22 protein-coding genes are annotated in these 22,335 nt (G+C 68.4%); 17 read left to right on the forward strand and 5 right to left on the reverse strand.

Features of this window, described 5'->3' with window-relative positions; translation table 11 throughout:
* Window positions 1–18 precede the first annotated feature (18 nt).
* The 17 genes from ftsW to argF all read left to right on the forward strand — a co-directional run bounded on the left by ftsW (window position 19) and on the right by argF (window position 18,895).
* Complete coding sequence (ftsW, locus tag ATO11_RS00410) at window positions 19–1,182, forward strand: putative lipid II flippase FtsW (protein ID WP_050528865.1); 1,164 nt, start codon at window positions 19–21, stop codon at window positions 1,180–1,182.
* Window positions 1,179–2,285, forward strand: coding sequence for an undecaprenyldiphospho-muramoylpentapeptide beta-N-acetylglucosaminyltransferase (gene murG, locus ATO11_RS00415; protein WP_050528866.1), 1,107 nt, complete (start codon window positions 1,179–1,181; stop codon window positions 2,283–2,285). The genes ftsW and murG overlap by 4 nt, the downstream gene beginning before the upstream one ends.
* Window positions 2,282–3,682, forward strand: coding sequence for a UDP-N-acetylmuramate--L-alanine ligase (gene murC / locus ATO11_RS00420; RefSeq protein ID WP_050528867.1), 1,401 nt, complete (start codon window positions 2,282–2,284; stop codon window positions 3,680–3,682). The genes murG and murC overlap by 4 nt, the downstream gene beginning before the upstream one ends.
* Window positions 3,682–3,987 carry a hypothetical protein gene (locus ATO11_RS00425; protein ID WP_050528868.1) on the forward strand — a complete coding sequence of 102 codons (306 nt, stop codon included), beginning with the start codon at window positions 3,682–3,684 and terminating at the stop codon, window positions 3,985–3,987. Before murC ends, ATO11_RS00425 begins: the two co-directional genes overlap by 1 nt.
* Window positions 3,984–4,250: a DUF2484 family protein gene (locus ATO11_RS00430; protein WP_050528869.1), complete on the forward strand. Its 267-nt coding sequence runs from the start codon at window positions 3,984–3,986 to the stop codon at window positions 4,248–4,250. The genes ATO11_RS00425 and ATO11_RS00430 overlap by 4 nt, the downstream gene beginning before the upstream one ends.
* A gap of 114 nt (window positions 4,251–4,364) precedes the next feature.
* Window positions 4,365–5,888 (forward strand): hypothetical protein, encoded by a 1,524-nt coding sequence (locus ATO11_RS21980; protein ID WP_165586904.1) that lies wholly within the window; start codon window positions 4,365–4,367, stop codon window positions 5,886–5,888.
* A gap of 66 nt (window positions 5,889–5,954) precedes the next feature.
* Window positions 5,955–6,167, forward strand: a complete 213-nt coding sequence (locus tag ATO11_RS00440) for a hypothetical protein (protein WP_134643044.1) — start codon at window positions 5,955–5,957, stop codon at window positions 6,165–6,167.
* Window positions 6,164–7,093 carry a UDP-N-acetylmuramate dehydrogenase gene (gene murB / locus ATO11_RS00445; protein WP_050528871.1) on the forward strand — a complete coding sequence of 310 codons (930 nt, stop codon included), beginning with the start codon at window positions 6,164–6,166 and terminating at the stop codon, window positions 7,091–7,093. Before ATO11_RS00440 ends, murB begins: the two co-directional genes overlap by 4 nt.
* Before the next feature lie 162 nt (window positions 7,094–7,255).
* Complete coding sequence (locus tag ATO11_RS00450; protein WP_050528872.1) at window positions 7,256–8,170, forward strand: D-alanine--D-alanine ligase; 915 nt, start codon at window positions 7,256–7,258, stop codon at window positions 8,168–8,170.
* Window positions 8,137–9,045, forward strand: coding sequence for a cell division protein FtsQ/DivIB (locus ATO11_RS00455; RefSeq protein ID WP_050528873.1), 909 nt, complete (start codon window positions 8,137–8,139; stop codon window positions 9,043–9,045). Before ATO11_RS00450 ends, ATO11_RS00455 begins: the two co-directional genes overlap by 34 nt.
* Window positions 9,042–10,376, forward strand: coding sequence for a cell division protein FtsA (gene ftsA, locus ATO11_RS00460; protein ID WP_050528874.1), 1,335 nt, complete (start codon window positions 9,042–9,044; stop codon window positions 10,374–10,376). The genes ATO11_RS00455 and ftsA overlap by 4 nt, the downstream gene beginning before the upstream one ends.
* A 516-nt stretch (window positions 10,377–10,892) precedes the next feature.
* Window positions 10,893–12,536: a cell division protein FtsZ gene (ftsZ, locus tag ATO11_RS00465; protein ID WP_050528875.1), complete on the forward strand. Its 1,644-nt coding sequence runs from the start codon at window positions 10,893–10,895 to the stop codon at window positions 12,534–12,536.
* Between the two features lie 289 nt (window positions 12,537–12,825).
* Window positions 12,826–13,746 carry a UDP-3-O-acyl-N-acetylglucosamine deacetylase gene (lpxC, locus tag ATO11_RS00470; protein WP_050528876.1) on the forward strand — a complete coding sequence of 307 codons (921 nt, stop codon included), beginning with the start codon at window positions 12,826–12,828 and terminating at the stop codon, window positions 13,744–13,746.
* A 180-nt stretch (window positions 13,747–13,926) separates the two neighbouring features.
* Window positions 13,927–14,799, forward strand: a complete 873-nt coding sequence (locus tag ATO11_RS00475; protein WP_050528877.1) for an outer membrane protein assembly factor BamD — start codon at window positions 13,927–13,929, stop codon at window positions 14,797–14,799.
* Window positions 14,800–14,850: 51 nt separating this feature from the next.
* Complete coding sequence (gene recN, locus ATO11_RS00480) at window positions 14,851–16,503, forward strand: DNA repair protein RecN (RefSeq protein ID WP_050528878.1); 1,653 nt, start codon at window positions 14,851–14,853, stop codon at window positions 16,501–16,503.
* Window positions 16,504–16,704: 201 nt separating this feature from the next.
* The gene (locus ATO11_RS00485) at window positions 16,705–17,883 is read left to right on the forward strand and encodes an aspartate aminotransferase family protein (RefSeq protein ID WP_050528879.1); all 1,179 of its coding nucleotides are present in this window, start codon (window positions 16,705–16,707) and stop codon (window positions 17,881–17,883) included.
* A gap of 85 nt (window positions 17,884–17,968) precedes the next feature.
* Complete coding sequence (argF, locus tag ATO11_RS00490; RefSeq protein WP_050528880.1) at window positions 17,969–18,895, forward strand: ornithine carbamoyltransferase; 927 nt, start codon at window positions 17,969–17,971, stop codon at window positions 18,893–18,895.
* A gap of 26 nt (window positions 18,896–18,921) precedes the next feature.
* Here the strand turns inward: argF and ATO11_RS00495 are convergent, their stop codons facing one another.
* From ATO11_RS00495 to meaB, 5 genes are all read right to left on the reverse strand, one after another.
* On the reverse strand, window positions 18,922–19,419 hold the full coding sequence (locus ATO11_RS00495) for a copper chaperone PCu(A)C (protein ID WP_050528881.1): 498 nt from the start codon (window positions 19,417–19,419) through the stop codon (window positions 18,922–18,924).
* A gap of 41 nt (window positions 19,420–19,460) precedes the next feature.
* A complete protein-coding gene (locus tag ATO11_RS00500; RefSeq protein WP_134643045.1) occupies window positions 19,461–19,787 on the reverse strand; it encodes a DUF2946 family protein in 327 nt (108 codons plus the stop codon).
* A 118-nt stretch (window positions 19,788–19,905) separates the two neighbouring features.
* Entirely contained in the window at window positions 19,906–20,193 is a 288-nt protein-coding gene (gene rpmB, locus ATO11_RS00505) for a 50S ribosomal protein L28 (RefSeq protein ID WP_050528883.1), read from the reverse strand.
* A 308-nt stretch (window positions 20,194–20,501) separates the two neighbouring features.
* On the reverse strand, window positions 20,502–21,308 hold the full coding sequence (locus ATO11_RS00510) for an alpha/beta hydrolase (RefSeq protein WP_050528884.1): 807 nt from the start codon (window positions 21,306–21,308) through the stop codon (window positions 20,502–20,504).
* Window positions 21,305–22,285: a methylmalonyl Co-A mutase-associated GTPase MeaB gene (gene meaB, locus ATO11_RS00515; RefSeq protein WP_050528885.1), complete on the reverse strand. Its 981-nt coding sequence runs from the start codon at window positions 22,283–22,285 to the stop codon at window positions 21,305–21,307. Before meaB ends, ATO11_RS00510 begins: the two co-directional genes overlap by 4 nt.
* Window positions 22,286–22,335 lie beyond the last annotated feature (50 nt).

The raw sequence follows: 22,335 nt of genomic DNA on the forward strand, positions 1-22,335 counted from the left end.
GGCAGTGAGCGGCTCTCCATGACGGAAATGGTCTATGGCACCGTACCGGTGCGGGACGTCGAACCCGTGTTGCCGAAATGGTGGCGCACGGTCGACAAGTGGACGATCTCTTGTGTCCTGATGCTGTTCGGCATCGGGTTGCTTCTGGGGCTGGCCGCCTCGGTCCCGCTGGCCGAACGCAACGGGTTCGCCAATTTCCACTACGTGCAGCGACAGGCTTTCTTCGGGGCGATGGCGCTGGTGGCGATGTTCATCACCTCGATGATGTCGCCGACGCTGGTGCGGCGGCTGGCGGTGCTGGGTTTTCTGGTTACCCTCGTGGCGCTGGCGCTTCTGCCGGTCTTCGGCACCGATTACGGCAAGGGGGCCGTGCGGTGGTATTCGCTGGGATTTGCCAGCGTGCAGCCCTCGGAATTCCTCAAGCCCGGTTTCGTCGTGGCCGCCGCGTGGCTGCTGGCCGCAGGGCAGGAGATCGGCGGGCCTCCGGGACGGCTGTGGTCCTTCGCGCTGACCGTGACCATCGTTCTGATGCTGGCGCTGCAACCCGATTTCGGGCAGGCCTGCCTTGTCCTGTTCGGCTGGGGCGTGATGTATTTCATCGCCGGGGCGCCGATGCTGCTGCTCGTGATCCTCGCCGGCGTGGTGATCGCGGCGGGCACGCTGGCCTATCACAATTCCGAACACTTCGCGCGGCGGATCGACGGGTTCCTCAACCCCGACATCGATCCCACGACGCAGCTTGGCTATGCCACGAACGCCATCCGCGAAGGCGGCTTCTTCGGCGTTGGCGTGGGCGAGGGGCAGGTGAAATGGTCGCTGCCCGATGCGCATACCGATTTCATCATCGCCGTCGCGGCCGAGGAATACGGGCTTGTCCTCGTCCTGTGCATCATCGCGCTTTACGGGATCATCGTGATCCGGTCCTTCATGCGCCTGATGCGCGAACGCGACCCGTTCATCCGGCTGGCGGGCGCGGGGCTCGCCGCGATGTTCGGCGTGCAGGCGATGATCAACATGGGGGTCGCCGTGCGTCTTCTGCCCGCCAAGGGCATGACCCTGCCGTTCGTGTCCTATGGTGGCTCGTCGCTGATCGCGGGCGGGATCGCCGTCGGCATGCTTCTGGCCTTCACCCGGTCGCGCCCGCAGGGCCAGATCGGGGACCTGTTGCGGGGCGGTCGGTGATCGCGCCGCTTCTCGTCATCGCCGCCGGAGGCACCGGCGGGCACATGTTCCCCGCGCAGTCGCTGGCCGAGGTCATGCTGGCGCGCGGCTGGCGCGTGAAGCTGTCGACCGACGAACGCGGCGCGCGCTACACGCAAGGGTTCCCGCATGAAGTGGTGATCGAACAGGTGCCCTCGGCCACCTTCGCCCGCGGCGGTCTTGTCGCGAAGGCGCGGGTACCCCTGCGCATCGCCGCCGGGACGCTGAGCGCCCGGCGCGGGTTCCGCCGCGACCGGCCCGCCGCCGTCGTGGGGTTCGGCGGCTACCCGTCGATCCCGGCACTTGCGGCGGCGGTGCTGATGGGCCTGCCGCGCATGATCCACGAACAGAACGGCGTGCTGGGGCGTGTGAACCAGCTGTTTGCGCGCCGCGTCGCGGGCATCGCCTGCGGCACGTGGCCCACCGACGTGCCCGCGGGCGTGACCGCGACCCATGTGGGCAATCCCGTCCGCGCGGCCATCCTCGAACGCGCGGGCGCGCCCTACATGCCGCCCGGTCCGCACCCCGTGTCGGTCCTCGTGATCGGCGGCAGCCAGGGCGCCCGCATCCTCAGCGAAACCGTGCCGCCCGCTTTGGCCGCGCTCGACGGCGAGTTGCGTCGCCACCTGCGCGTCAGCCACCAGGCCCGCGCCGAGGATGCCGAGGCCGTCGCCGCACAGTACGCCGAGGCCGGGATCGATGCCGAGGTGCAGCCCTTCTTCCACGACGTGCCCGCCCGCATGGCCGAGGCGCAGCTTGTCATCTCCCGCTCGGGCGCGTCCTCGATCGCCGATCTGTCGGTCATCGGACGCCCCGCGATCCTCATCCCCTTTGCAGCCGCCGCCGCCGACCACCAGACCGCCAATGCCCGCGGACTGGCCGAGGCAGGCGCGGCCGAAATCGTGACCGAGGCCGAGTTGTCGCCCGCGCGCCTGTCGGACTGCGTGGCCGGCATCCTGTCGGACCCCGCCCGCGCCACCGCCATGGCCGAGGCCGCGCTGGCCCTTGGCAAACCCGATGCCGCGCAGGAACTGGCCGACATGGTCGAAACGCTTGCGGGCCAAGAACCGAAGGAGCGCGCATGAACGCCGCCACCAAGCTTCCGGGCGATGTCGGCCCGATCCATTTCGTCGGGATCGGCGGCATCGGCATGTCGGGCATCGCCGAGGTGCTGCTGAACCACGGCTACGTGGTGCAGGGGTCCGACCTCAAATCCTCGCCAATCACCCAGCGGCTCGCGGCCAACGGCGCGCTGATCTTCGAGGGCCAGCGGGCCGAGAACCTCGAGGCCGCCGAGGTCGTGGTGATCTCTTCGGCGATCAAGCCGGGCAATCCCGAACTGGACGAGGCGCGCCGCCGCGGCCTGCCCGTCGTGCGCCGGGCCGAGATGCTGGCCGAACTGATGCGGCTCAAGTCAAACATCGCCGTCGCGGGCACCCACGGCAAGACCACGACCACGACCATGGTCGCCACGCTGCTGCACGCGGGCGATTTCGACCCGACGGTGGTAAATGGCGGCATCATCCACGCCTTCGGCTCGAACGCGCGGACGGGGCAGGGTGAGTGGATGGTGGTGGAGGCCGACGAGAGCGACGGCACCTTCAATCGCCTTCCCGCCACCATCGCCATCGTCACCAATATCGACCCCGAGCATATGGAACACTGGGGCAGCATCGAGAACCTGCGCCAGGGCTTTCTCGACTTCGTGTCGAACATTCCCTTCTACGGCCTCGCCGTCGCCTGCATCGACCACCCCGAAGTGCAGGCGCTGGTCAGCCGCATCACCGACCGGCGCGTCGTGACCTACGGCTTCAACCCGCAGGCCGATGTGCGCGCGGTGAACCTGCACTACAAGGCGGGCGTGGCGCATTTCGACGTCGCCCTGCAGGCCGAGGAGATGGTGATCGAGGATTGCTCGCTGCCCATGCCCGGCGATCACAACGTGTCGAACGCGCTGTCGGCCATCGCCGTGGCCCGGCATCTCGGCATGAAGGGCGACCAGATCCGCGAGGCCCTTGCCAATTTCGGCGGCGTTAACCGGCGCTTCACGAAAGTGGGCGAATGGAACGGCGTGACGATCATCGACGATTACGGCCACCACCCGGTGGAGATCGCGGCGGTGCTGAAAGCCGCGCGGCAGGCGAGCGAGGGGCGCGTGATCGCCGTGCACCAGCCGCACCGCTATTCGCGCCTGCATGACCTGTTCGGCGATTTCTGCACCTGTTTCAACGACGCCGATGTCGTCGCCATCGCCGAGGTTTTCGCCGCCGGGGAAGAGCCCATTCCGGGGGCCGACCGCGACAGCCTCGTCGCCGGTCTCATACAGGCGGGCCACCGCCACGCCCGCGCGATCCTTGGTGAAGAAGATCTCGAACGCCTCGTGCGCGAACAGGCCAAGCCGGGGGACATGGTCGTCTGCCTTGGCGCGGGCACGATCTCGGCCTGGGCGAACGGGTTGCCGCAACGGCTGGAGGGCAAGTGATGGTACTGATCGCCGCGTTCATGGTGCTCGTCTCGGTGGGGGCCTGCGTCTATTTCGCATGGGCCTACGGGATCGTGCGGTTCCACTACGACGTGATGGCGCTGCTGACCGCGACGCTGGTCTTTCTCAGCCTGTCGATCCTTGGTGGCGGGGGCTGGTTCTCGACCGCGATGCGCGCGGGATCGGCCCTGTCGCTCATCACCGCCTTCGTGATCAGCGCCGAGACGGTGCTGAACGCGCTCCGCTACCACCTCGACCAGCGCCGGGACGATGCCGACCTGATGGATGACGAGGCCGAGGCATGACCTGGTCGCTCGCCGCCGCCTGCGGCTGGGCGCTTGTCGCCAACCTGCTGGCCATGCTGCCGTCGCGCGACAACCACTGGCGCCGTGCCTACGTGCTGATCGCCGTGGGCGTTCCGATCCTCGGCTGGGTGACGTACGAGAACGGCCCGTGGTGGGGCCTCGGCGTGCTGGTCGCCGCCATGAGCGTCCTGCGCTGGCCCGTCATCTACCTCGGCCGCTGGCTCCGCCGTACCGTCATCCGCTCGGACGTCGAACCGGGCTAGGCACCCCCGCGCCCCGGACCTGATCCGGGGCCTCTCACTTGTCGGGCCAGAGGTCCCGGGTCAAGCCCGGGACGGGAGTTGATCGCACGGCCCGCTTCGGTCAGGGTCGGGCGCATGGATGCGAGTGAGATCTGGGATCGCGAAAGCCTCGAACAGTGGCTGGATGCGCAGATCGCCGAACACGGCGAAGAGGAAGGCCGCGCCCGCGCGGTCTGGATCGCCCACCGCTGCGCGATGCGGGTCTTGCCAGTGGCATGGTCGTGGTTCCGGTCGGACAAGGCGCGGGAACGTGATTTGACAGACATGGCCGTCTTGCGGACAAACCTGATCTCGGGGGTTGCGAGCACATGGCCAACCCCCGAGATCAGGCGCGCCCACGCCGCCGCCCACGCCGCCGCCCGCGCCGCCGCCCACGCCGCCCACGCCGCCCTCGCCGCCGACGCCGCCGCCCACGCCGCCCTCGCCGCCCACGCCGCCCTCGCCGCCCACGCCGCCGCCCACGCCGCCGCCCACGCCGCCGCCCGCGCCGCCGCCCGCGCCGCCGCCCACGCCGCCGCCCGCGCCGCCGCCCACGCCACCGTCTGGAATGAAATTCGAACCGACGCGCAAGATTGTGGCCGACCCGCGAGGCTTTCAGGCCCCGCGCTTTGGCGGGCCAAAGACAATCCCCTTCAGCGCGTCTGGCATGACCTGCGTGCCTCTCTTCCAGCCGGCCAACGCGACAGCGAAGCAATCGAGGGGTCCGCCGGAGAAGACTACACCTTCTGGATCAAGTGGTACGAGGACGCGCTCGCTGGCACCCCGCCCAACTGGGACATGCTGAAAGAGATCGTCGAGACGATCACGCCCGACCAGTGGGATGAAGGGCACAAGGTGGTCACGCCGATCATCAACGGGATCGTCGAGAAATATGCGGTTGGTAGATCGCGCAATGCGGAACGTCTGGTTCGTGCGGCTCCGGATGACAAGGTTGAGGCTGTTCCGGTCACAGAACTGGGTCACGACGACCTGACCGACGCCCGTGATCGCATAAGCGATGCTGTGGAGTTCATCCGAGGATGCGAGGCGCAAGGCAACCTGTGCTTGGCCGATATTCTGAAGGGCGAGCTGGCGGAACTGGAAGTTTACCTTGAGAAATACGCTGAACGCCCTTTGCGTCTGTACGAGATCTGTATCGATGTAGCGCGTGGCGTCGAGGACAAGATCGCAGACGGGCGGCTGCCCATTCGAGATGAAAACCTCTCTCGGTTTCTGAGGCAACTCGATCGGTCTTCGACCGACATCCTCGCCAACGACAGCGAGGTGGAGGCCAAAGTGCGCAGGCGCGCGTCGGTTCGCTTCTCTCGAATGAATGATGCCGAGAAGGATCGGCTGCGCGCCGTGACCGAGGCTGCTGCCGAAGATGCAAAACAAGGCTTGGCAAACGAATACCGCGACGATCTTGCAACTGCCCTCGACGAAGGAGCGGACAAGGACAAACAAGACGACAGCCGATACCGGATTGGCAGCCGCCTGATCCGGCATCGAAAGTTGAAACGGGAAGAGATCGTCAAGGCAGGCGACGATGTATCGAAGGTTGGCAAGGGTGTGTCAGCCGTTTGGGACGCCGTAACCTGGGTAGCCACGTGGTTTGTATGATGGTCGCCTGACGGTCTTGGGCAGTCCCTACATTCGGGCAGTCGCGCACCAACGAGGAGAAGTCACGTGATGATCGCCTTCCCCCTGATCTCCATCACCGTAGCGGTCATTCTGGCGCATTGGCTGGCGAGGAGCGGACGGGGCGTGGCGCGGGGGTCGGCTGGCGAGCAGCCGACCTACATCTTCGCGGCATCCCGCGTAGGTCGGGTGATCCTCACCCGACCCCGCCTGCAATCGCACTTGTCCGTCACCGCTGATCGGGGCAGAACCGCTGCATGACCGATCTTCCCACGCCTCGCGGCACGCTGACGCCGGACCGCCCCCTTGCCGATCTCACATGGCTGCGCGTGGGCGGGCCGGCGCGGGCGCTGTTCCAGCCTGCCGACGAGGATGATCTCGCGGCGTTCCTTGCCGCGCTCGATCCCTCCATCGCGGTCTTTCCCATGGGGGTCGGGTCGAACCTGATCGTGCGGGATGGCGGGCTGGATGCCGTGGTGATCCGGCTGGGCCGCGCCTTCAACGGTATCCGGGTCGAGGGCGACCGCGTGATCGCGGGCGCGGCGGCGCTCGATGCGCATGTCGCCCGGCGCGCGGCAGAGGCGGGGCGCGACCTGACCTTCCTGCGCACCATTCCCGGCGCGATCGGCGGGGCGGTGCGGATGAACGCGGGCTGCTATGGCTCTTACGTGGCCGATCACCTGGTCGAGGCACGGGCCATCACCCGCTCGGGCGAGCGTGTGACGCTCTCTGCTGCCGATCTCGACTTCCGGTACCGGCAATCGACCCTGCCCGACGGCTGGGTCCTGGTCGAGGCGACGTTCCACGCAGAGGCGGGCGATCCGCAGGAGCTGGCCGACCGCATGGCCGACCAGCTGGCCAAGCGCGACGAGACCCAGCCCACCAAGGACCGCACCGCCGGGTCGACCTTCCGCAACCCCGCGGGCTTTTCCAGCACCGGGCGCGACGACGACACGCACGAGTTGAAGGCGTGGAAGGTGATCGACGACGCGGGCATGCGCGGGGCCACGCGCGGCGGCGCGCAGATGTCGCCCAAGCATTCGAACTTCCTCGTGAATACCGGTGGCGCCACCGCCGCGGACCTCGAAGGTCTGGGGGAGGAGGTGCGAAAAAGGGTTTTCCAAAACAGCGGCATTTCGCTACAATGGGAAGTGATACGGGTGGGTGACCCCGCCCCAAGCGCCTGAAGGCGCAATAACAACACGAGGCAGCGGCCAGCGGATCGCATCCCCCGGCCACGCAAGAGACCCGAGGAGACTTCCGACGGTCGACAAGCAAGACCCGGCGCAAAGACCGGGTCGCGGTGACAACAGGGCGGAGAGCCGCCCGGGACATTGAGGCAGTCGGGTATGTCGAGCAGGGCATTCCCCCATGTTGCCGTCGTGATGGGCGGGCCCTCGGCAGAGCGCGAGGTGTCGCTGTCGTCAGGACGCGGTTGCGCGGCGGCATTGCGGGGCGAAGGATACAAGGTGACAGAGATCGACGCAGGGCGTGACCTTGCGCAGGTCCTTGCCGACGCCTCTCCCGACGTCGTCTTCAACGCCTTGCATGGCCGCTGGGGCGAGGATGGCTGCGCGCAGGGTCTCTTCGAATGGCTCGGTCTGCCCTACACCCATTCCGGCGTCATGGCGTCCGCCATCGCCATGGACAAGGAGCGGACCAAGACGGTCTACCGCGCCCACGGCCTGCCCGTGGCGGACAGCCTGCTGGCATCCAAGGCCGACGTTGCCGCCGCCCACCTGATGGCGCCGCCCTACGTGGTCAAACCCTATAACGAAGGTTCCTCGGTCGGCGTCTACCTCGTGCAGGACGGGGCGAACGGCCCGCCGCAACTGGCAGGTGACATGCCCGACACGGTGATGGTCGAGGCCTTCGCGCCGGGGCGCGAGTTGACGACCTCGGTCCTTGGCGACCGGGCGCTGGGTGTGACCGACATCCTGACCGACGGCTGGTACGACTACGCCGCCAAGTACGAAACCGGCGGCTCCCGCCACGTGATCCCCGCCGACATCCCTGCCGACATCACCGCGCTTTGCGAGGACTACGCCCTGCGCGCGCACCGGGCCTTGGGCTGTCGCGGCGTGACCCGCACCGATTTCCGCTGGGACGAGGCGAAGGGCGCAGAGGGGCTGATCCTGCTGGAAACCAACACCCAGCCGGGCATGACGCCCACCTCGCTGACGCCGGAACAGGCGGAGCATGCGGGGATGAGTTTCGGCGCGCTGTGCGCATGGCTGGTGGAGGACGCCTCGTGCAACCGCTGACCGCACCGCCCCGCACCCCGCCGCGCGCCGATCCCGCGCCGACCCGCTGGCAGTACCGCTGGGCGCGGCTGAAACTGTCGCCGCTCTTCCGCGGCTTCGTGCGGGTGGGGCTGCCATTCGGCCTCACGTTGGGCGCGGGGCTTTGGTACTTTTCCGACCAGGACCGCCGCGACGCGATGAACCTGATGATCGCCGATGTCCGGCAAGAGATCGAAACCCGCCCCGAATTCATGGTCCAGATGATGGCCGTCGACGGGGCCGGGGACAGCGTCAGCGAGGATATCCGGGAAATCGTGCCGGTGGACTTCCCGGTGTCGTCCTTCGACCTCGACCTCGATGCCATCCGCGACACGATCACCTCGCTCGAAGCGGTCAGGACCGCCTCGGTCCGCATCCGCCCCGGCGGCGTGTTGCAGGTGCAGGTGACCGAACGCGTGCCCGTGATCCTGTGGCGCGGTCCCGAGGGGCTGGAACTGGTCGATGCCGAAGGCATTGCCGTCGGCGCCATCGCCGCGCGGGACGAACGCCCCGACCTGCCGCTGATTGCCGGTCTCGGCGCGGCGGATGCCGTGGACGAAGCCCTTGCCATCCTCGCCTCTGCCGCGCCTCTGGCAGACCGGATGCGCGGCCTCGAACGGATGGGAGAGCGCCGCTGGGACGTGGTGCTGGATCGCGGCCAGCGCATTCTTCTGCCCGCCGACCGGCCCGTCGGCGCGCTTGACCGGGTGATCGCGATGGACGCGGCACAGGACATGCTGGCGCGCGACATCGCGGCGATAGACCTGCGGCTTCCCGGCCGCCCGACCCTCAGACTCAACGACCAGAGCCTCAAAGAACTCTGGCGCATCAAAACGGTGGATGTGGACCAACAATGATCGAGCTTTACGAGTCCCAGCGCGCGATGCGCAACATGCGCAAGGCGGCCATGCAACGCGGCGTGATCGCCATTCTCGACGTCGGCACGTCGAAGATCGCCTGCCTTGTCCTGCGTTTCGACAGCGGCGAATGGCAGCCCGAGGTCGAAGGCGTGGGCGCACTGGCGGGCCAGTCGGGCTTCCGCGTGGTGGGGGCGGCGACGACCCGGTCGCGCGGCGTCCGCTTCGGCGAGATCGAGGCGATGCACGAAACCGAACGCGCGATCCGCACCGCCGTGCAGGCCGCGCAGAAGATGGCCGACATCCGCGTCGACCACGTGATCGCCTGCTTCTCGGGTGCCGATCCGCGCTCTTACGGGCTGGCGGGGCAGGTGGATGTTGAAAGCGGGCAGGTGAGCGAACAGGACGTGGCGCGCGTGCTGTCCTCTTGCGATGTGCCCGATTTCGGCGAGGGACGGGAGGTGCTGCACGCCCAACCCGTGAACTTCGCGCTCGACCACCGGTCGGGCCTGATCGACCCGCGCGGGCAGATGGGGCAGGCGCTGGCCACCGATCTGCACATGCTGACGGTCGATGCGACCGCCGTGCAGAACCTCGCCTATTGCGTCAAGCGTTGTGACCTCGAACTTGCGGGTATCGCGTCCTCGTCCTTCGTGTCGGGTGTCGCCTCGCTGGTCGAGGACGAACAGGAGCTGGGCGCCGCCTGCATCGACCTTGGGGGCGGCGCGACCGGCCTGTCGATCTTCATGAAAAAGCACATGATCTTTGCCGATACCGTGCGAATGGGCGGCGATCACGTGACCTCGGACATCTCGATGGGCCTGCAGGTGCCGCTGGCGACGGCGGAACGGATCAAGACCTTCTATGGCGGCGTCGTCGCCACCGGCATGGATGACCGCGAAATGATCGAGATCGGCGGCGATACCGGTGACTGGGAGCATGACCGCCGCACCGTCAGCGTGGCCGAGGTTATCGGCATCATGCGCCCGCGGGTCGAAGAGATCCTCGAAGAGGTGCGCGCGCGGCTCGACGGGGCGGGGTTCGAACACCTGCCCAGCCAGCAGATCGTGCTGACGGGTGGAGGATCGCAGATCCCCGGCCTCGACGGGCTGGCATCGAAGATCCTTGGCCAGCAGGTCCGGCTGGGCCGCCCCCTGCGCGTGCACGGCCTGCCGCAGGCGGCGACGGGACCGGGCTTTGCCTCGGCGGTCGGTCTGTGCCTGCAGGCGGCGCATCCGCAGGACGAATGGTGGGATTTCGAAATCCCGGTCGACCGCTACCCGGCGCGGTCGTTCAAGCGCGCGGTGAAGTGGTTCAAGGAGAACTGGTAGGCCGAAGTCCGGTCCTTCGTCGCGCGGAATCAAGGCGAAGCCGCCGCGCGATCGCCGGCGCGCCCCCACGCGGCGGCGATTTGGCATCCGCCAGTGCGACGCTCACATCTCTTGCAGGGTTGAACGATAAACCGCGCCGCCCGACGGTCTGATCGCCACCGCGCGCGCCGTCGACCGCGCGGCTCCGCACTGATGGCGTGACAGCCCCGGTCGCATGCGTTAAGATATCCACAGCGCCCGCAAGAGGCGCGGCAGGGATGTCGGGCAGGCTTCCCCATGATCGACCGAACCACCCCGCGCGCCGTGTCAGGCCGCGCGCCCTAGTATTTTGCGCGCCGCACACCGCTGCATCTTGTCGTACCCCCGAAATCCAGCGGAACCTTGCCAAAATGTTGCCTTATTTGGCGGTATTCGGGCAGAAATCGCGTGACGATTGCGCCACAGTTGCGTAGATTGAAGGGTGAACAGGCAAAAATGGGCTGGAATCAGCCCGGACAAAAACAGGCGGTACGAGCGATGACATTGAGTCTTTCCATGCCCGGTCAGGAAGAACTGAAACCCCGGATCACGGTCTTTGGCGTCGGTGGGGCCGGCGGCAACGCGGTCAACAACATGATCGACAAGGCGCTGGACGGGGTCGATTTCGTCGTCGCCAATACCGACGCGCAGGCGCTGCAGCAGGCCAAGGCGCAAAGCCGCATCCAGCTGGGCGTGAAGGTGACCGAAGGACTGGGCGCCGGGGCGCGGGCCACCGTGGGCGCCGCCGCTGCCGAGGAAAGCATCGAACAGATCGTCGATCACCTTGCGGGTGCGCACATGTGCTTCATCACCGCCGGCATGGGCGGCGGTACCGGGACGGGTGCCGCGCCGATCATCGCGCAGGCCGCGCGGGAGCTGGGCGTGCTGACCGTCGGCGTCGTGACCAAACCCTTCCAGTTCGAAGGCGCCAAGCGGATGCGCCAGGCGGAAGAAGGCGTGGACAGCCTGCAAAAGGTTGTCGACACGCTGATCATCATTCCCAACCAGAACCTGTTCCGCCTCGCCAACGAGAAGACGACGTTTACCGAAGCCTTCGCGCTGGCCGACGACGTGCTCTACCAGGGCGTCAAGGGCGTGACCGACCTGATGGTCCGTCCGGGCCTCATCAACCTCGACTTCGCCGATGTCCGCTCGGTCATGGACGAGATGGGCAAGGCGATGATGGGCACCGGCGAGGCGCAGGGCGAGGACCGCGCGGTGCAGGCCGCCGACGCCGCGATCAACAACCCGCTGCTCGACGAAATCAGCCTCAAGGGCGCCAAGGGCGTTCTCATCAACATCACCGGCGGCAACGACCTCACGCTGTTCGAACTGGACGAAGCCGCCAACCGCATCCGCGAGGAAGTGGACGCGGACGCCAACATCATCGTCGGCTCGACGCTGGACGAACGCATGGACGGCGCGATGCGCGTGTCGGTCGTCGCCACCGGCATCGACGCCTCGGAAGTCCCGATGGACATCCCGGTGCCGCGCCGCTCGCTGGCCGAACCGCTGAAACAGCCCGCCGCGGCCCCTGCGCCGGAACCGATGGCCGAAGAGCCCGCGCCGATGCCCGCCGTCGCCGCGGCGACCGCAGCCGCGGCCCCGGCCGAGGAAGAGCCCTCGCTCTTCCCCAACATGGAGCCCGCCGCGCCGCAGGAGGCCGCACCGGCCGCCGCCGCTGCCGACGACCTGCCGCCCCCGGCCTACCAGCCCCAGGTGCCGCAATTCGAACCGCAGCCCGACGCGCTGGGACAGGAGGCCGAGGAGGCCGCCGCTGCCGCTTACGTCGCGCCCAAGGCCCCCGCGCCGGGCACGCCGTCGCAAGACGCGCTGACCCGCCTGCAAGAGGCCGCGCGCCGCTCGGCGCCGCGCCCGGCGATGACGGCGGATCCCGAGCCGGCAGAGGCCGAGCGCCCGCGCTTTGGCATCAACTCGCTGATCAACCGCATGACCGGCGCCCCGTCGGCCGAGGCAGCGCGCCCGGCGGCACCCGCGCCCGCACCGGCCCCGGCAGCCCCTGCCGGATCGCCCGTGCAGCGCAGCCAGGCCGCGCCCGCACCGGTCCAGCCGGAACCGCAGGCCGACCCCGACCAGGAGCGGATCGAGATTCCCGCTTTCCTGCGCCGGCAGGCCAACTGACGCCACGTCACGAACAGGATTTTCCGAAGGCCCGCCCTCACGGCGGGCCTTTTTCATGTCACATCCTGTAACACTGACCACGCACACCCTCGCGGCGGTTCGGAATTTACCAGCGATTACAGGGCCTTGACGATAGGCGGAAAAATGTAGCTGTTGTTACATCCCGTAGGATTCTTTGATTTGAGCGGTTGCAGCGCAATGTTTACCACCGTCAGGGCCGAAATCCTTCGGCGCGCCTTGTTGGGGGATGGGGCGGAGTTCGTATCGCAAGAGACGTCTGGGGGCGCCCGTGCAACACACAGTCAAAGCACCGATCCGGTTCGAGGGCGTAGGCCTTCACTCCGGCGCGCCCGTGACCCTGACGATCCAGCCGGCCTCTGCCGAGCACGGCATCTGGTTCCGCCGCATCGACCTTGATGGCACCGACACGATGGTCCCGGCCCGCTGGGACGCGGTCAAGCAATCACCGCTCTGCACCCGGCTGGTGAACGCGGCGGGGGTCGAGGTTTCGACCGTCGAACACGTGATGGCCGCGCTGATCGGCTGCGGCGTGCACAACGCGCTGATCGACGTGACCGGTCCCGAAGTGCCGATCCTCGACGGATCGGCGGTGCCGTTCGTCCGCGCGATCCTCGCCCGTGGCCTTCGCAACCAGCGCGTGCCCGTCCGCGCGATCGAGATCCTCGAAGTGGTCGAGGTCCGTCGCGGCGACGCATGGGCGCGCCTGTCGCCCGCCGACACCCTGCGCATGGATTTCCATATCGAGTTCTCGGATGCCGCCATCGGCCGCCAGGACAAGAGCATGACGCTCTCCAACGGCGCCTTCGTGCGCGAGTTGAGCGACAGCCGCACCTTCTGCCGCCAGTCCGACGTGGACGCGATGCGCGCGCAGGGCCTCGCCCTTGGCGGCACGCTCGACAACGCGGTCGTGGTCGACGGCGACATGGTGCTCAGCCCCGGCGGCCTGCGCCACCGGGACGAGGCGGTGCGCCACAAGATGCTCGACGCGATGGGTGACCTCGCGCTGGCGGGTGCCCCGATCCTTGGCCATTACGAAGGTCACCGCGCGGGCCATGCCGTCACGAACGACCTGCTGCGCGCGCTTTTCGCGCAGCCGCAGGCCTTCCGCATGGTCACCTGCGACGGTGCGCAGACCGCCCGGCTGCCCGGCGTGGGCGTGACGCACCGCGAAATCCCGGCCCCTGTCTGATCACGACGGCACCCGCCACGCCGAAAGGCGTTTGGCACCGCCGAAATCTGTGCTAAACCGCCGGAAACAGGCGGATGTGCGCCGCCGTGGCACGGGGCCCGATCAGGGGCTTGGTGCCGGGTACCGGCGCAACGCGGGCCGGGCGGGCAGGCCGCCGGCAAGGCAAGACGAGGTCGATGCATGACGGGCAGCAAGGTGCTCCGGACAGCGGTTATGGCGACGCTTGTGCTGACGCTCGCGTCTTGCGGCGGCAATCGCGGGTTCAACCTGTTCGAACGCCAGCGCGGCGTCGGCACCAACGGCGCGCCCATCGAAGCCTTCACCGCCCAGCAGATCTTCGAACGCGGCGAGTTCGAGAACGAGCGCGGCAAGCACGAGGAAGCCGCCTTCTACTTCTCGGAAATCGAGCGGCTTTATCCCTATTCCGAACTGGCCAAGCGCGCGCTGATCATGCAGGCGTTTTCCTTCCACCAGGACAAGGATTACGAGGCTTCCCGCTCCGCCGCGCAGCGGTATATCGATTTCTACCCGGCGGACGAGGACGCGGCCTATGCCCAGTACCTCCTCGCGCTCAGCTATTACGACCAGATCGATGACGTGGGCCGCGACCAGGGACTGACCTTCCAGGCGCTGCAGGCGCTCCGCACCGTGATCGAGCGTTATCCAGACAGCGAATACGCCCGCTCGGCGATCCTGAAATTCGACCTCGCCTTCGATCACCTCGCCTCGAAAGAGATGGAGATCGGCCGCTACTACCTGCGCCGCGACCATTTCACTTCGGCCATCAACCGCTTCCGCGTGGTGGTGGAGGATTTCCAGACAACCACCCACACCGCCGAAGCCCTGCACCGGCTGGTCGAAGCCTACCTCTCGCTCGGCCTGACGGACGAGGCGCAGACCGCCGGCGCGATCCTCGGGTTCAACTACCAGTCCACCGACTGGTACGAGGACAGCTACAAGCTGCTCACGGGCCGTGGGCTTGAACTGAAAGCGGCGGGCGACAGCTGGCTGCGCCAGATCTACCGCCAGATGGTCAAGGGGGAGTGGCTCTAGGCCGCTCCGCACCCCCTTCACACCGGGCCCGCACGGCGTTAACCCCGACCCATGCTCCGCACGCTCGACATACGGGACATCCTGATCATCGACCACCTCGCGCTCGACCTGGGCGACGGGCTGAACGTGCTCACCGGTGAAACCGGCGCGGGCAAATCCATCCTGCTCGACGCGCTCGGATTCGTGCTCGGCTGGCGGGGCCGGGCGGAACTGGTCCGGCAGGGCGCCGCGCAGGGAGAGGTGACGGCGATCTTCGATCTCGCCCCCGACCACCCCGCGCGGGCCGTCTTGCGCGAGGCGGGCTTGCCAGAGCCCGAAGAGCAGCTGCTCCTCCGCCGCACCAACACCGCCTCGGGCCGGAAATCCGCGTGGATCAATGGCCGCCCGGCCACGGGTGAGCAATTGCGCGCCCTCAGCGACACTCTGGTCGAACTGCACGGCCAGCACGACGACCGCGGCCTCCTGAACCCGCGCGGCCACCGCGCGCTTCTCGATGCCTTCGCCGGGCATGACGACCTGCTGACCGCCACCACCGCCGCATGGCGCGCACTGGCCGAGGCGCGGACGGCGCGCGAACAGGCCGCCGCCACGCTCGACGCTGCCCGCGCCGAGGAGGACTTCCTGCGCCACACCGCCGCCGAGCTCGACTCGCTCGACCCACAGCCGGGGGAAGAGGCCGAGCTCGACGCCCGCCGCCGCCTGATGCAGGGCGCCGCCCGCATCGGCGAGGACATCAGCCGCGCCGCGCAGGCGCTCGGATCGGACGGGGCCGAGGGTCGGGCAGGGGACGCGCTCCGCTGGCTCGAAGACGCCGCAGCCGATGCCGGCGGCACGCTCGACGCGCCCCTCGCGGCGCTCTCCCGCGCGCTTTCCGACCTTGCCGAGGCGTCAGACGGCGTCGCCCGCGCGCTCGACACGCTCGCCTTCGACCCGCACGAGCTGGAGATCACCGAAGAGCGTCTCTTCGCCATCCGCGCGCTCGCCCGCAAACACCAGGTCGCCCCCGACGCGCTGGGTGAATTCGCCGAAGAGATGCGCGCGCGCCTCGCCGCGCTCGACCAGGGCGATGCCGCCCTGCGCGACGCCACCGCCGCCGAAGAGGCCGCGCGCGCCGCCTATGCCAAGGCAGCATCCGCCCTCTCCGCATCCCGCGCGGATGCGGCGCGGCGGCTCGACACCGCCGTTGCGGCGGAACTTGCGCCGCTTAAGATGGACCGCGCGGTCTTCTCGACCGAACTCGGCACCGCGCCCGATGGCCCCGAGGGCACCGACGCGGTGCAATTCCTCGTTGCCACCAATCCCGGTGCGCCCGCCGGTCCCATCGGCAAGATCGCGTCAGGCGGTGAACTCAGCCGCTTCCTTCTGGCGCTCAAGGTCTGCCTCGCCCGCGCCACGGGCGGCGTCACCATGATCTTCGACGAGATCGACCGCGGCGTGGGCGGGGCCACCGCCGATGCGGTGGGCCGCCGCCTCGCAGCACTTGCGCGCGACGGGCAGGTGCTGGTCGTCACCCACTCCCCGCAGGTCGCGGCCCTCGGCAACACCCACCTGCGCGTCGAGAAACGGGTGGAGGGCGAGGTCACACTGTCCACCGTGACGCCTCTCTCGGACGACGACCGCATCGACGAGGTCGCGCGCATGCTCGCCGGTGACACCGTCACGCCCGAAGCCCGCGCCGCCGCCAAATCGCTGCTCTCGGCCTGAAAGGGCTGGACAAGCGCGCCCCTTTTGCGGCACCTGTCGCCCCATGACCACGGCACAGACCTTCCGACGACGCGCCTGATGCGCCTCCACCGCCCGTTTTCCGGGCGGCGTCTTTCCGTCCGTCATCCATCCACCATTCAAACTTGACCCGTCCGTGTGCGTCTGCACAGTGCGGACTTCCAACACCGAAGGACCAGACCCATGATCCCGTCGCTTCTGCCCACCTATTCCCGCGCGCCCCTGACCTTCGTGTCGGGCTCCGGCGCATGGCTGGAGACGGAGGATGGGCGACGCTTGCTGGACCTCGGCGCGGGCATCGCCGTGAACGCGCTGGGTCACGCGCATCCGGCGCTCGTGGCGGCGCTGACCGATCAGGCGCAGAAGGTCTGGCACCTGTCGAACCTCTACCAGATCCCCCAGCAACAGGCGCTCGCCGACGCACTGGTCGCGCAGACCTTTGCCGACACGGTCTTCTTCACCAATTCCGGGACAGAGGCCTGCGAACTGGCCGTCAAGATGGCGCGCAAGCACTTCCACGATGCCGGGCAGCCCGACCGGGTGGAGATCATCACCTTCGACGGCTCCTTCCACGGCCGCTCCTCTGCGGGCATCGCCGCCGCCGGGTCGGAAAAGATGACCAGGGGCTTCGGCCCGCTCCTTCCCGGCTTCGTGCACCTGCCGTTTGGCGATCACGACGCGCTGAAGGCCGCGATCACCGATCACACAGCGGCCATCCTGATCGAACCGATCCAGGGAGAAGGTGGCATCCGCCCCGTCCCCGACCAGTGCCTCAAGGGCCTGCGCGAGATGTGCGACGCACACGGCCTGCTCCTCATCTTCGACGAGGTGCAATGCGGCATGGGCCGGACGGGCAAGCTCTTCGCCCATGAATGGGCCGGCGTCGCGCCCGACATCATGATGGTCGCCAAGGGGATCGGCGGCGGCTTCCCCCTCGGGGCGGTCCTCGCCACCGAAACGGCCGCCTCCGGCATGACGCTCGGCACCCACGGCTCCACCTATGGCGGCAACCCCCTCGGCTGTGCCGTGGGCAAGGCGGTCCTCGACATCGTCGGTGAGCCCGATTTCCTCGCCGACGTGAACCGCCGCGCGGGCGCGCTGCGCCAGAAACTCGAAGGCCTCGTGGCGGCGCACCCGGACGTTTTCGACAGCGTGCGCGGCTCGGGCCTGATGCTCGGCCTGAAATGCAAGCTGCCCAATACCGACGTGGTCGCTGCGGGCTATGACGCCGATGTCATCACCGTGCCCGCCGCCGACAACGTGGTGCGCCTGCTGCCGCCCCTGACACTGACGGACGAGGACATCTCCGAGGCTCTCAAGCGGCTCGACCGCGCCGCTTCCGCAATCCTCACCCCTGCATGAGCCGCTTCTTCTCTTGAAAAATATGGCACGGGGGTCCGGGGGTGTGAAATCCCCGGTTCCTCCGCCTGCCGGAAAGCCCTGACCGATGCCCCATTTCCTCGACATCCACAAAACCGACGCCGCCGACCTGCGCCACATCATCGACCACGCCCGCACCATGAAGGACGCACGCGCGGGCAGGCCCCGTGGAGCGGCGGACGACGACCTGCCGCTCGACGGGCGCATGGTGGCGCTGATCTTCGAAAAACCCTCGACCCGCACGCGCATCAGCTTCGACGTGGGCGTGCGCCAGATGGGCGGGCAGACGATGGTGCTGTCGGGGGCCGACATGCAACTGGGCCATGGCGAGACCATCGCCGACACCGCCCGCGTGCTGTCGCGCTATGTCGACCTGATCATGATCCGCACCTTCGACGAAACCGTCCTGACCGAGATGGCCGAATATGCCGACGTGCCCGTCATCAACGGCCTCACCGACCGCACCCATCCCTGCCAGATCATGGCCGACGTGATGACGTTCGAAGAGCACCGCGGCCCCATCGCGGGCAAACGCGTCGTGTGGTCGGGCGACGGCAACAACGTCTGCGCGTCCTTCCTGCACGCCGCCGGACAGTTCGGGTTCGACATGACCTTCGTCGGTCCCGAAGTGCTTGATCCCGAACCCGACTTCGTAGGCTATGCCCGGGACAAAGGCGTGAAGGTCGAGATCAAGCGCGACCTGATCCCGGCAGTCGAAGGCGCGGACCTCGTCGTGACCGACACGTGGATTTCCATGCACCAGTCCCAGACCGCGCGCGAACGCCGCCACAACCTCCTGCGCCCCTACCAGGTCGACCGTCACGTGATGGAGGCGGCGGGCCCGCAGGCGCTCTTCATGCACTGCCTGCCCGCGCACCGGAACGAAGAGGCCACGTCCGAAGTGATGGACGGCCCGCAATCGGTGATCTTCGACGAGGCCGAAAACCGGCTGCACGCGCAGAAGGCGATCATGCGCCACTGCCTCGGCCTCTAGGCCATGCTGCGCAGGGCGGGGGGCGCTCAGCCCCCGTGCGCGCCGCGCTGCAGGTCGACGGGCAGGGTCACGGTGACGGGTCCGGCCCGTTCGAAGGTGAAGGTCACCTCGACCGCGTCGCCATCGGCCAGACCGCGCGTGAGGCCCATCATCATCACGTGATGCCCGCCGCGCTCCAGCACCAGTTGGCCGCCTGCCGGTATCTCGAACCCCTCGGGCAGGTGCAGCATCCGCATCACGCCGCTGTCGGTCATGGAATGGGTGTGCAACTCCACCCGCTTCGCGGCATCGGTGCTGGCCGCAAGCAGGCGGTCGGGCATGTCGGTCGGGTTCTCGATCACGACAAAGGCCGCCCCGGCCTTTGCTGCGGGCGTTGCGGCGCGCGCAAAGCCGTCTCTCAGGATCAATCCGCTCTCGGTCGTGGCCAGCGGGGCGGCGGTGGCTTCTTGCCCCTCTCCGGCAAGGGCTGGTGTGAGAAGGCAGGCAATGGACAGCGCGGTAGCGCGCAGGGTGAGGGACAGCATGGAAGGTCTCCGATCAGGATGCAGGACGGGTGGATCGAAGATCAGGCCGGCGGCGCGCGGGCGCGTGGCGGCTCACGGGCCGCAACGGTCAGAAGGGGCGCGTCATCCGGCCTGATGGCCGGCCTCCGCTGGGCCAGCGGCGCGACCGGCACGCCCTGCGCCCCGGCGATGAGAGCGGGCAGCACGCAGAGCGGGCAATGCGTCGCGGGGTCTGGGGATGTGCCGTTTGCATCAAGCCGGACTTGGGCGTCGCCTGTGGGCATGGCCCGTGCCATCCCGCCATGATCCGCCGCGCCCGCAGGCGGGGCCATGCCCGCCATCGACAGGGCAAGCGACAGAACGCAGAGGAGGGATGAAAACCGGCGCATGGGCGTGGGTGTACGCCGGTCGCGCGTCGAGGCCAACCGCCCGCGACACCGGGTCACGCAAACGCGAAACGCCCCGCCGGTGAGGGCGGGGCGCTTTCGTTCAGGCGATGGCGTCGGCTCAGGCCGAGGCTTGCGCCTTGATGATCGCTTTCTTCACCTTCAGCGCGTTGTCCGACAGCTCGGCGTCTTTCGCTTTCAGAAGGTAGGCGTCCAGACCGCCACGGTGATCGACCGACCGCAGGGCCGCCGCCGAGATGCGCAGCTTCACCGGACGACCCAGCGTCTCGGAATGCAGGGTGGTGTCGTTCAGGTTCGGCAGAAACCGGCGTTTGGTCTTGTTGTTGGCGTGGCTGACATTGTTGCCAGTCATCGGGCCTTTGCCCGTCAGTTCGCAGCGGCGCGACATGGGTTTCGTCCTCGTTTCTCGGTGCGGCCCGGCAGCGGGTGGGCCAAACGTAAACGGGTGCGCGCGGCACCCGGGAATTTCGTCTGCGCGGGATATGCCGAAAGGCGGGGGCGGGTCAAGGGGGCGCAGGCGGGATTTGTGGGGCATCGGCGCGGAATCAAGGCGAAGCCGCCGCGCCATCGACGGGCCGCCCCCCGGCACGTCGATCTGGCTGGTCTCGGCGCACCGCTTGCATGGCTTGCGGACGTGGCAGCCATAAATCGCACAGCCTGAACACTGGATCGACGTACCGCGGCCCGCCGATACCGCTACATCGCGTCCTTCAACGCAGTCAGCACCTCGAACTGGTCCTGCGCGGCCTCGGCGAACTCGACCCGGCCATGCCGCGCGGCCACTTCCGCGATATGCCGCCAGTAGACCGGCGCGATCCGGCGCGAGGCGCGGTGCAGCCCCGTCACCGCCTCCCGCGTCAGGCCACCGCGCCGCAACCACTTCTGAAGGTTCGAGAAATTGCGCGCCCCGTTGATGACCTGCGTCGCCGGATGCCCGCCGCCGTTCAGCCGCGCCTGCGCGACCTGCGGTTGCAGCACCGCCAGCTGCCGCGAATGCAACAGATCCCGCCGCCGGAACGGATCGTACAGGTAAATGCCCTTCAGCCCCGGCAACCCGTGCGTTTCCAGCAATGACAGCTCCCGCTTCCACGCCGGCGCGTCGGGCTGGTAGCGGTGATCGAACTCGGCATGGAAGGGCGGGATGGACGAGGCCGACACGTACATCCCGTCCGTCAGCCGCAAGCACCGCGCGAAGCGCAGCGCGCCGTAGCCGCCCATCGAAAAGCCCATCACCACCGACTTCCGGAACGGGGCGGTGAAATCGGCGATCGCCGCCTCCATCGCCGTGGTGTCCTCGTTGATGTACCAGTCATTGGCGCGCGACTGGATGTGCAGGTGGGTGTAATTGCGGTCGGTGAAACTGCGCACCGGCTCGGCCTCGACCCAGACCGAGGGGTCGGGGACGCGCTGCCGGAACGAGGTGAAAAGCTTGCGCTGGCCGGGATTGAAGACCGTGACGCGCAGATGCGCGCCGTCAAACAGGATCTCGGGCTCCAGCGTCACGCCTGCCCCTCAAGTGCGGCCAGCATTCGGCGCGCGGCCTCGGCCGAGGTCAGCCGCCCGCCGGCGACGTCCGTGCCAAGGCCCGCCATCTCCTCCTGCGCCTCGGGCGTGGCCAGCTTCGCCAGAAGCGCGCGGCGCACGTCCTCCTCGAACCAGTGCTGCGCCTGCTCGGCCCGGCGGGAGGCGCGATGCCCTTCCTCGCGCCGCCACGCATCCAGCGTCTGCATCTCGCCCCAGGCATCTTCCAGCCCGTTCTCCTCCAGCGCCGACACGGTCATCGCCTTCGGAAAATCGGGCGGGTCATAGTCGCGGCGCCGCAACAGGCGCAGCGCGCCCGCGTAATCGGCGCAGGTCCGCATCGCCGCCGGTTTCAGGTCGCCATCGGCCTTGTTGACGAGGATCAGGTCTGCCATCTCCATGATGCCGCGCTTCACGCCCTGCAACTCGTCCCCGCCGGCGGGTGCCAGCAGCAGCACGAACAGATCGGTCATCCACGCCACGGCGGTCTCTGACTGGCCGACGCCCACCGTCTCGATCAGGATCACGTCGAACCCCGCCGCCTCGCACAGCCGCGCGGCCTCCCGCGTGCGGCTCGCCACGCCGCCCAGTTGCGCGCCCGACGGCGACGGGCGGATGAAGGCGCCGGGATCGCGCGACAGCCGGTCCATGCGCGTCTTGTCGCCCAGAATCGACCCGCCTGACCGGGCCGAGGACGGATCGACCGCCAGCACCGCAACCCGCAGGCCGCGCGCCGTCAGCATCATCCCGAAACTTTCGATGAAGGTCGACTTGCCGACCCCCGGCGTGCCCGACAGCCCGATGCGCAAGGCCTCCCGCCCGTCGTCGCGGACGGCCTCAAGCAGGTCGACCGCCGCCGCGCGATGATCGGCGCGCGTGCTTTCGACCAGCGTGATGGCGCGGGCCAGCGCCCGGCGGTTGCCGGTGCGCAGATCGCGGGCGAGGGCGGTGACGTCCATCAGGGCTCCGGGGTGGCTGGTTGACCGGGTGGATGGTTTTTGCTTTCTCG

This window comes from Pseudaestuariivita atlantica (genome assembly GCF_001205715.1).
GTDB classification, from domain to species: Bacteria; Pseudomonadota; Alphaproteobacteria; order Rhodobacterales; family Rhodobacteraceae; genus Pseudaestuariivita; species Pseudaestuariivita atlantica.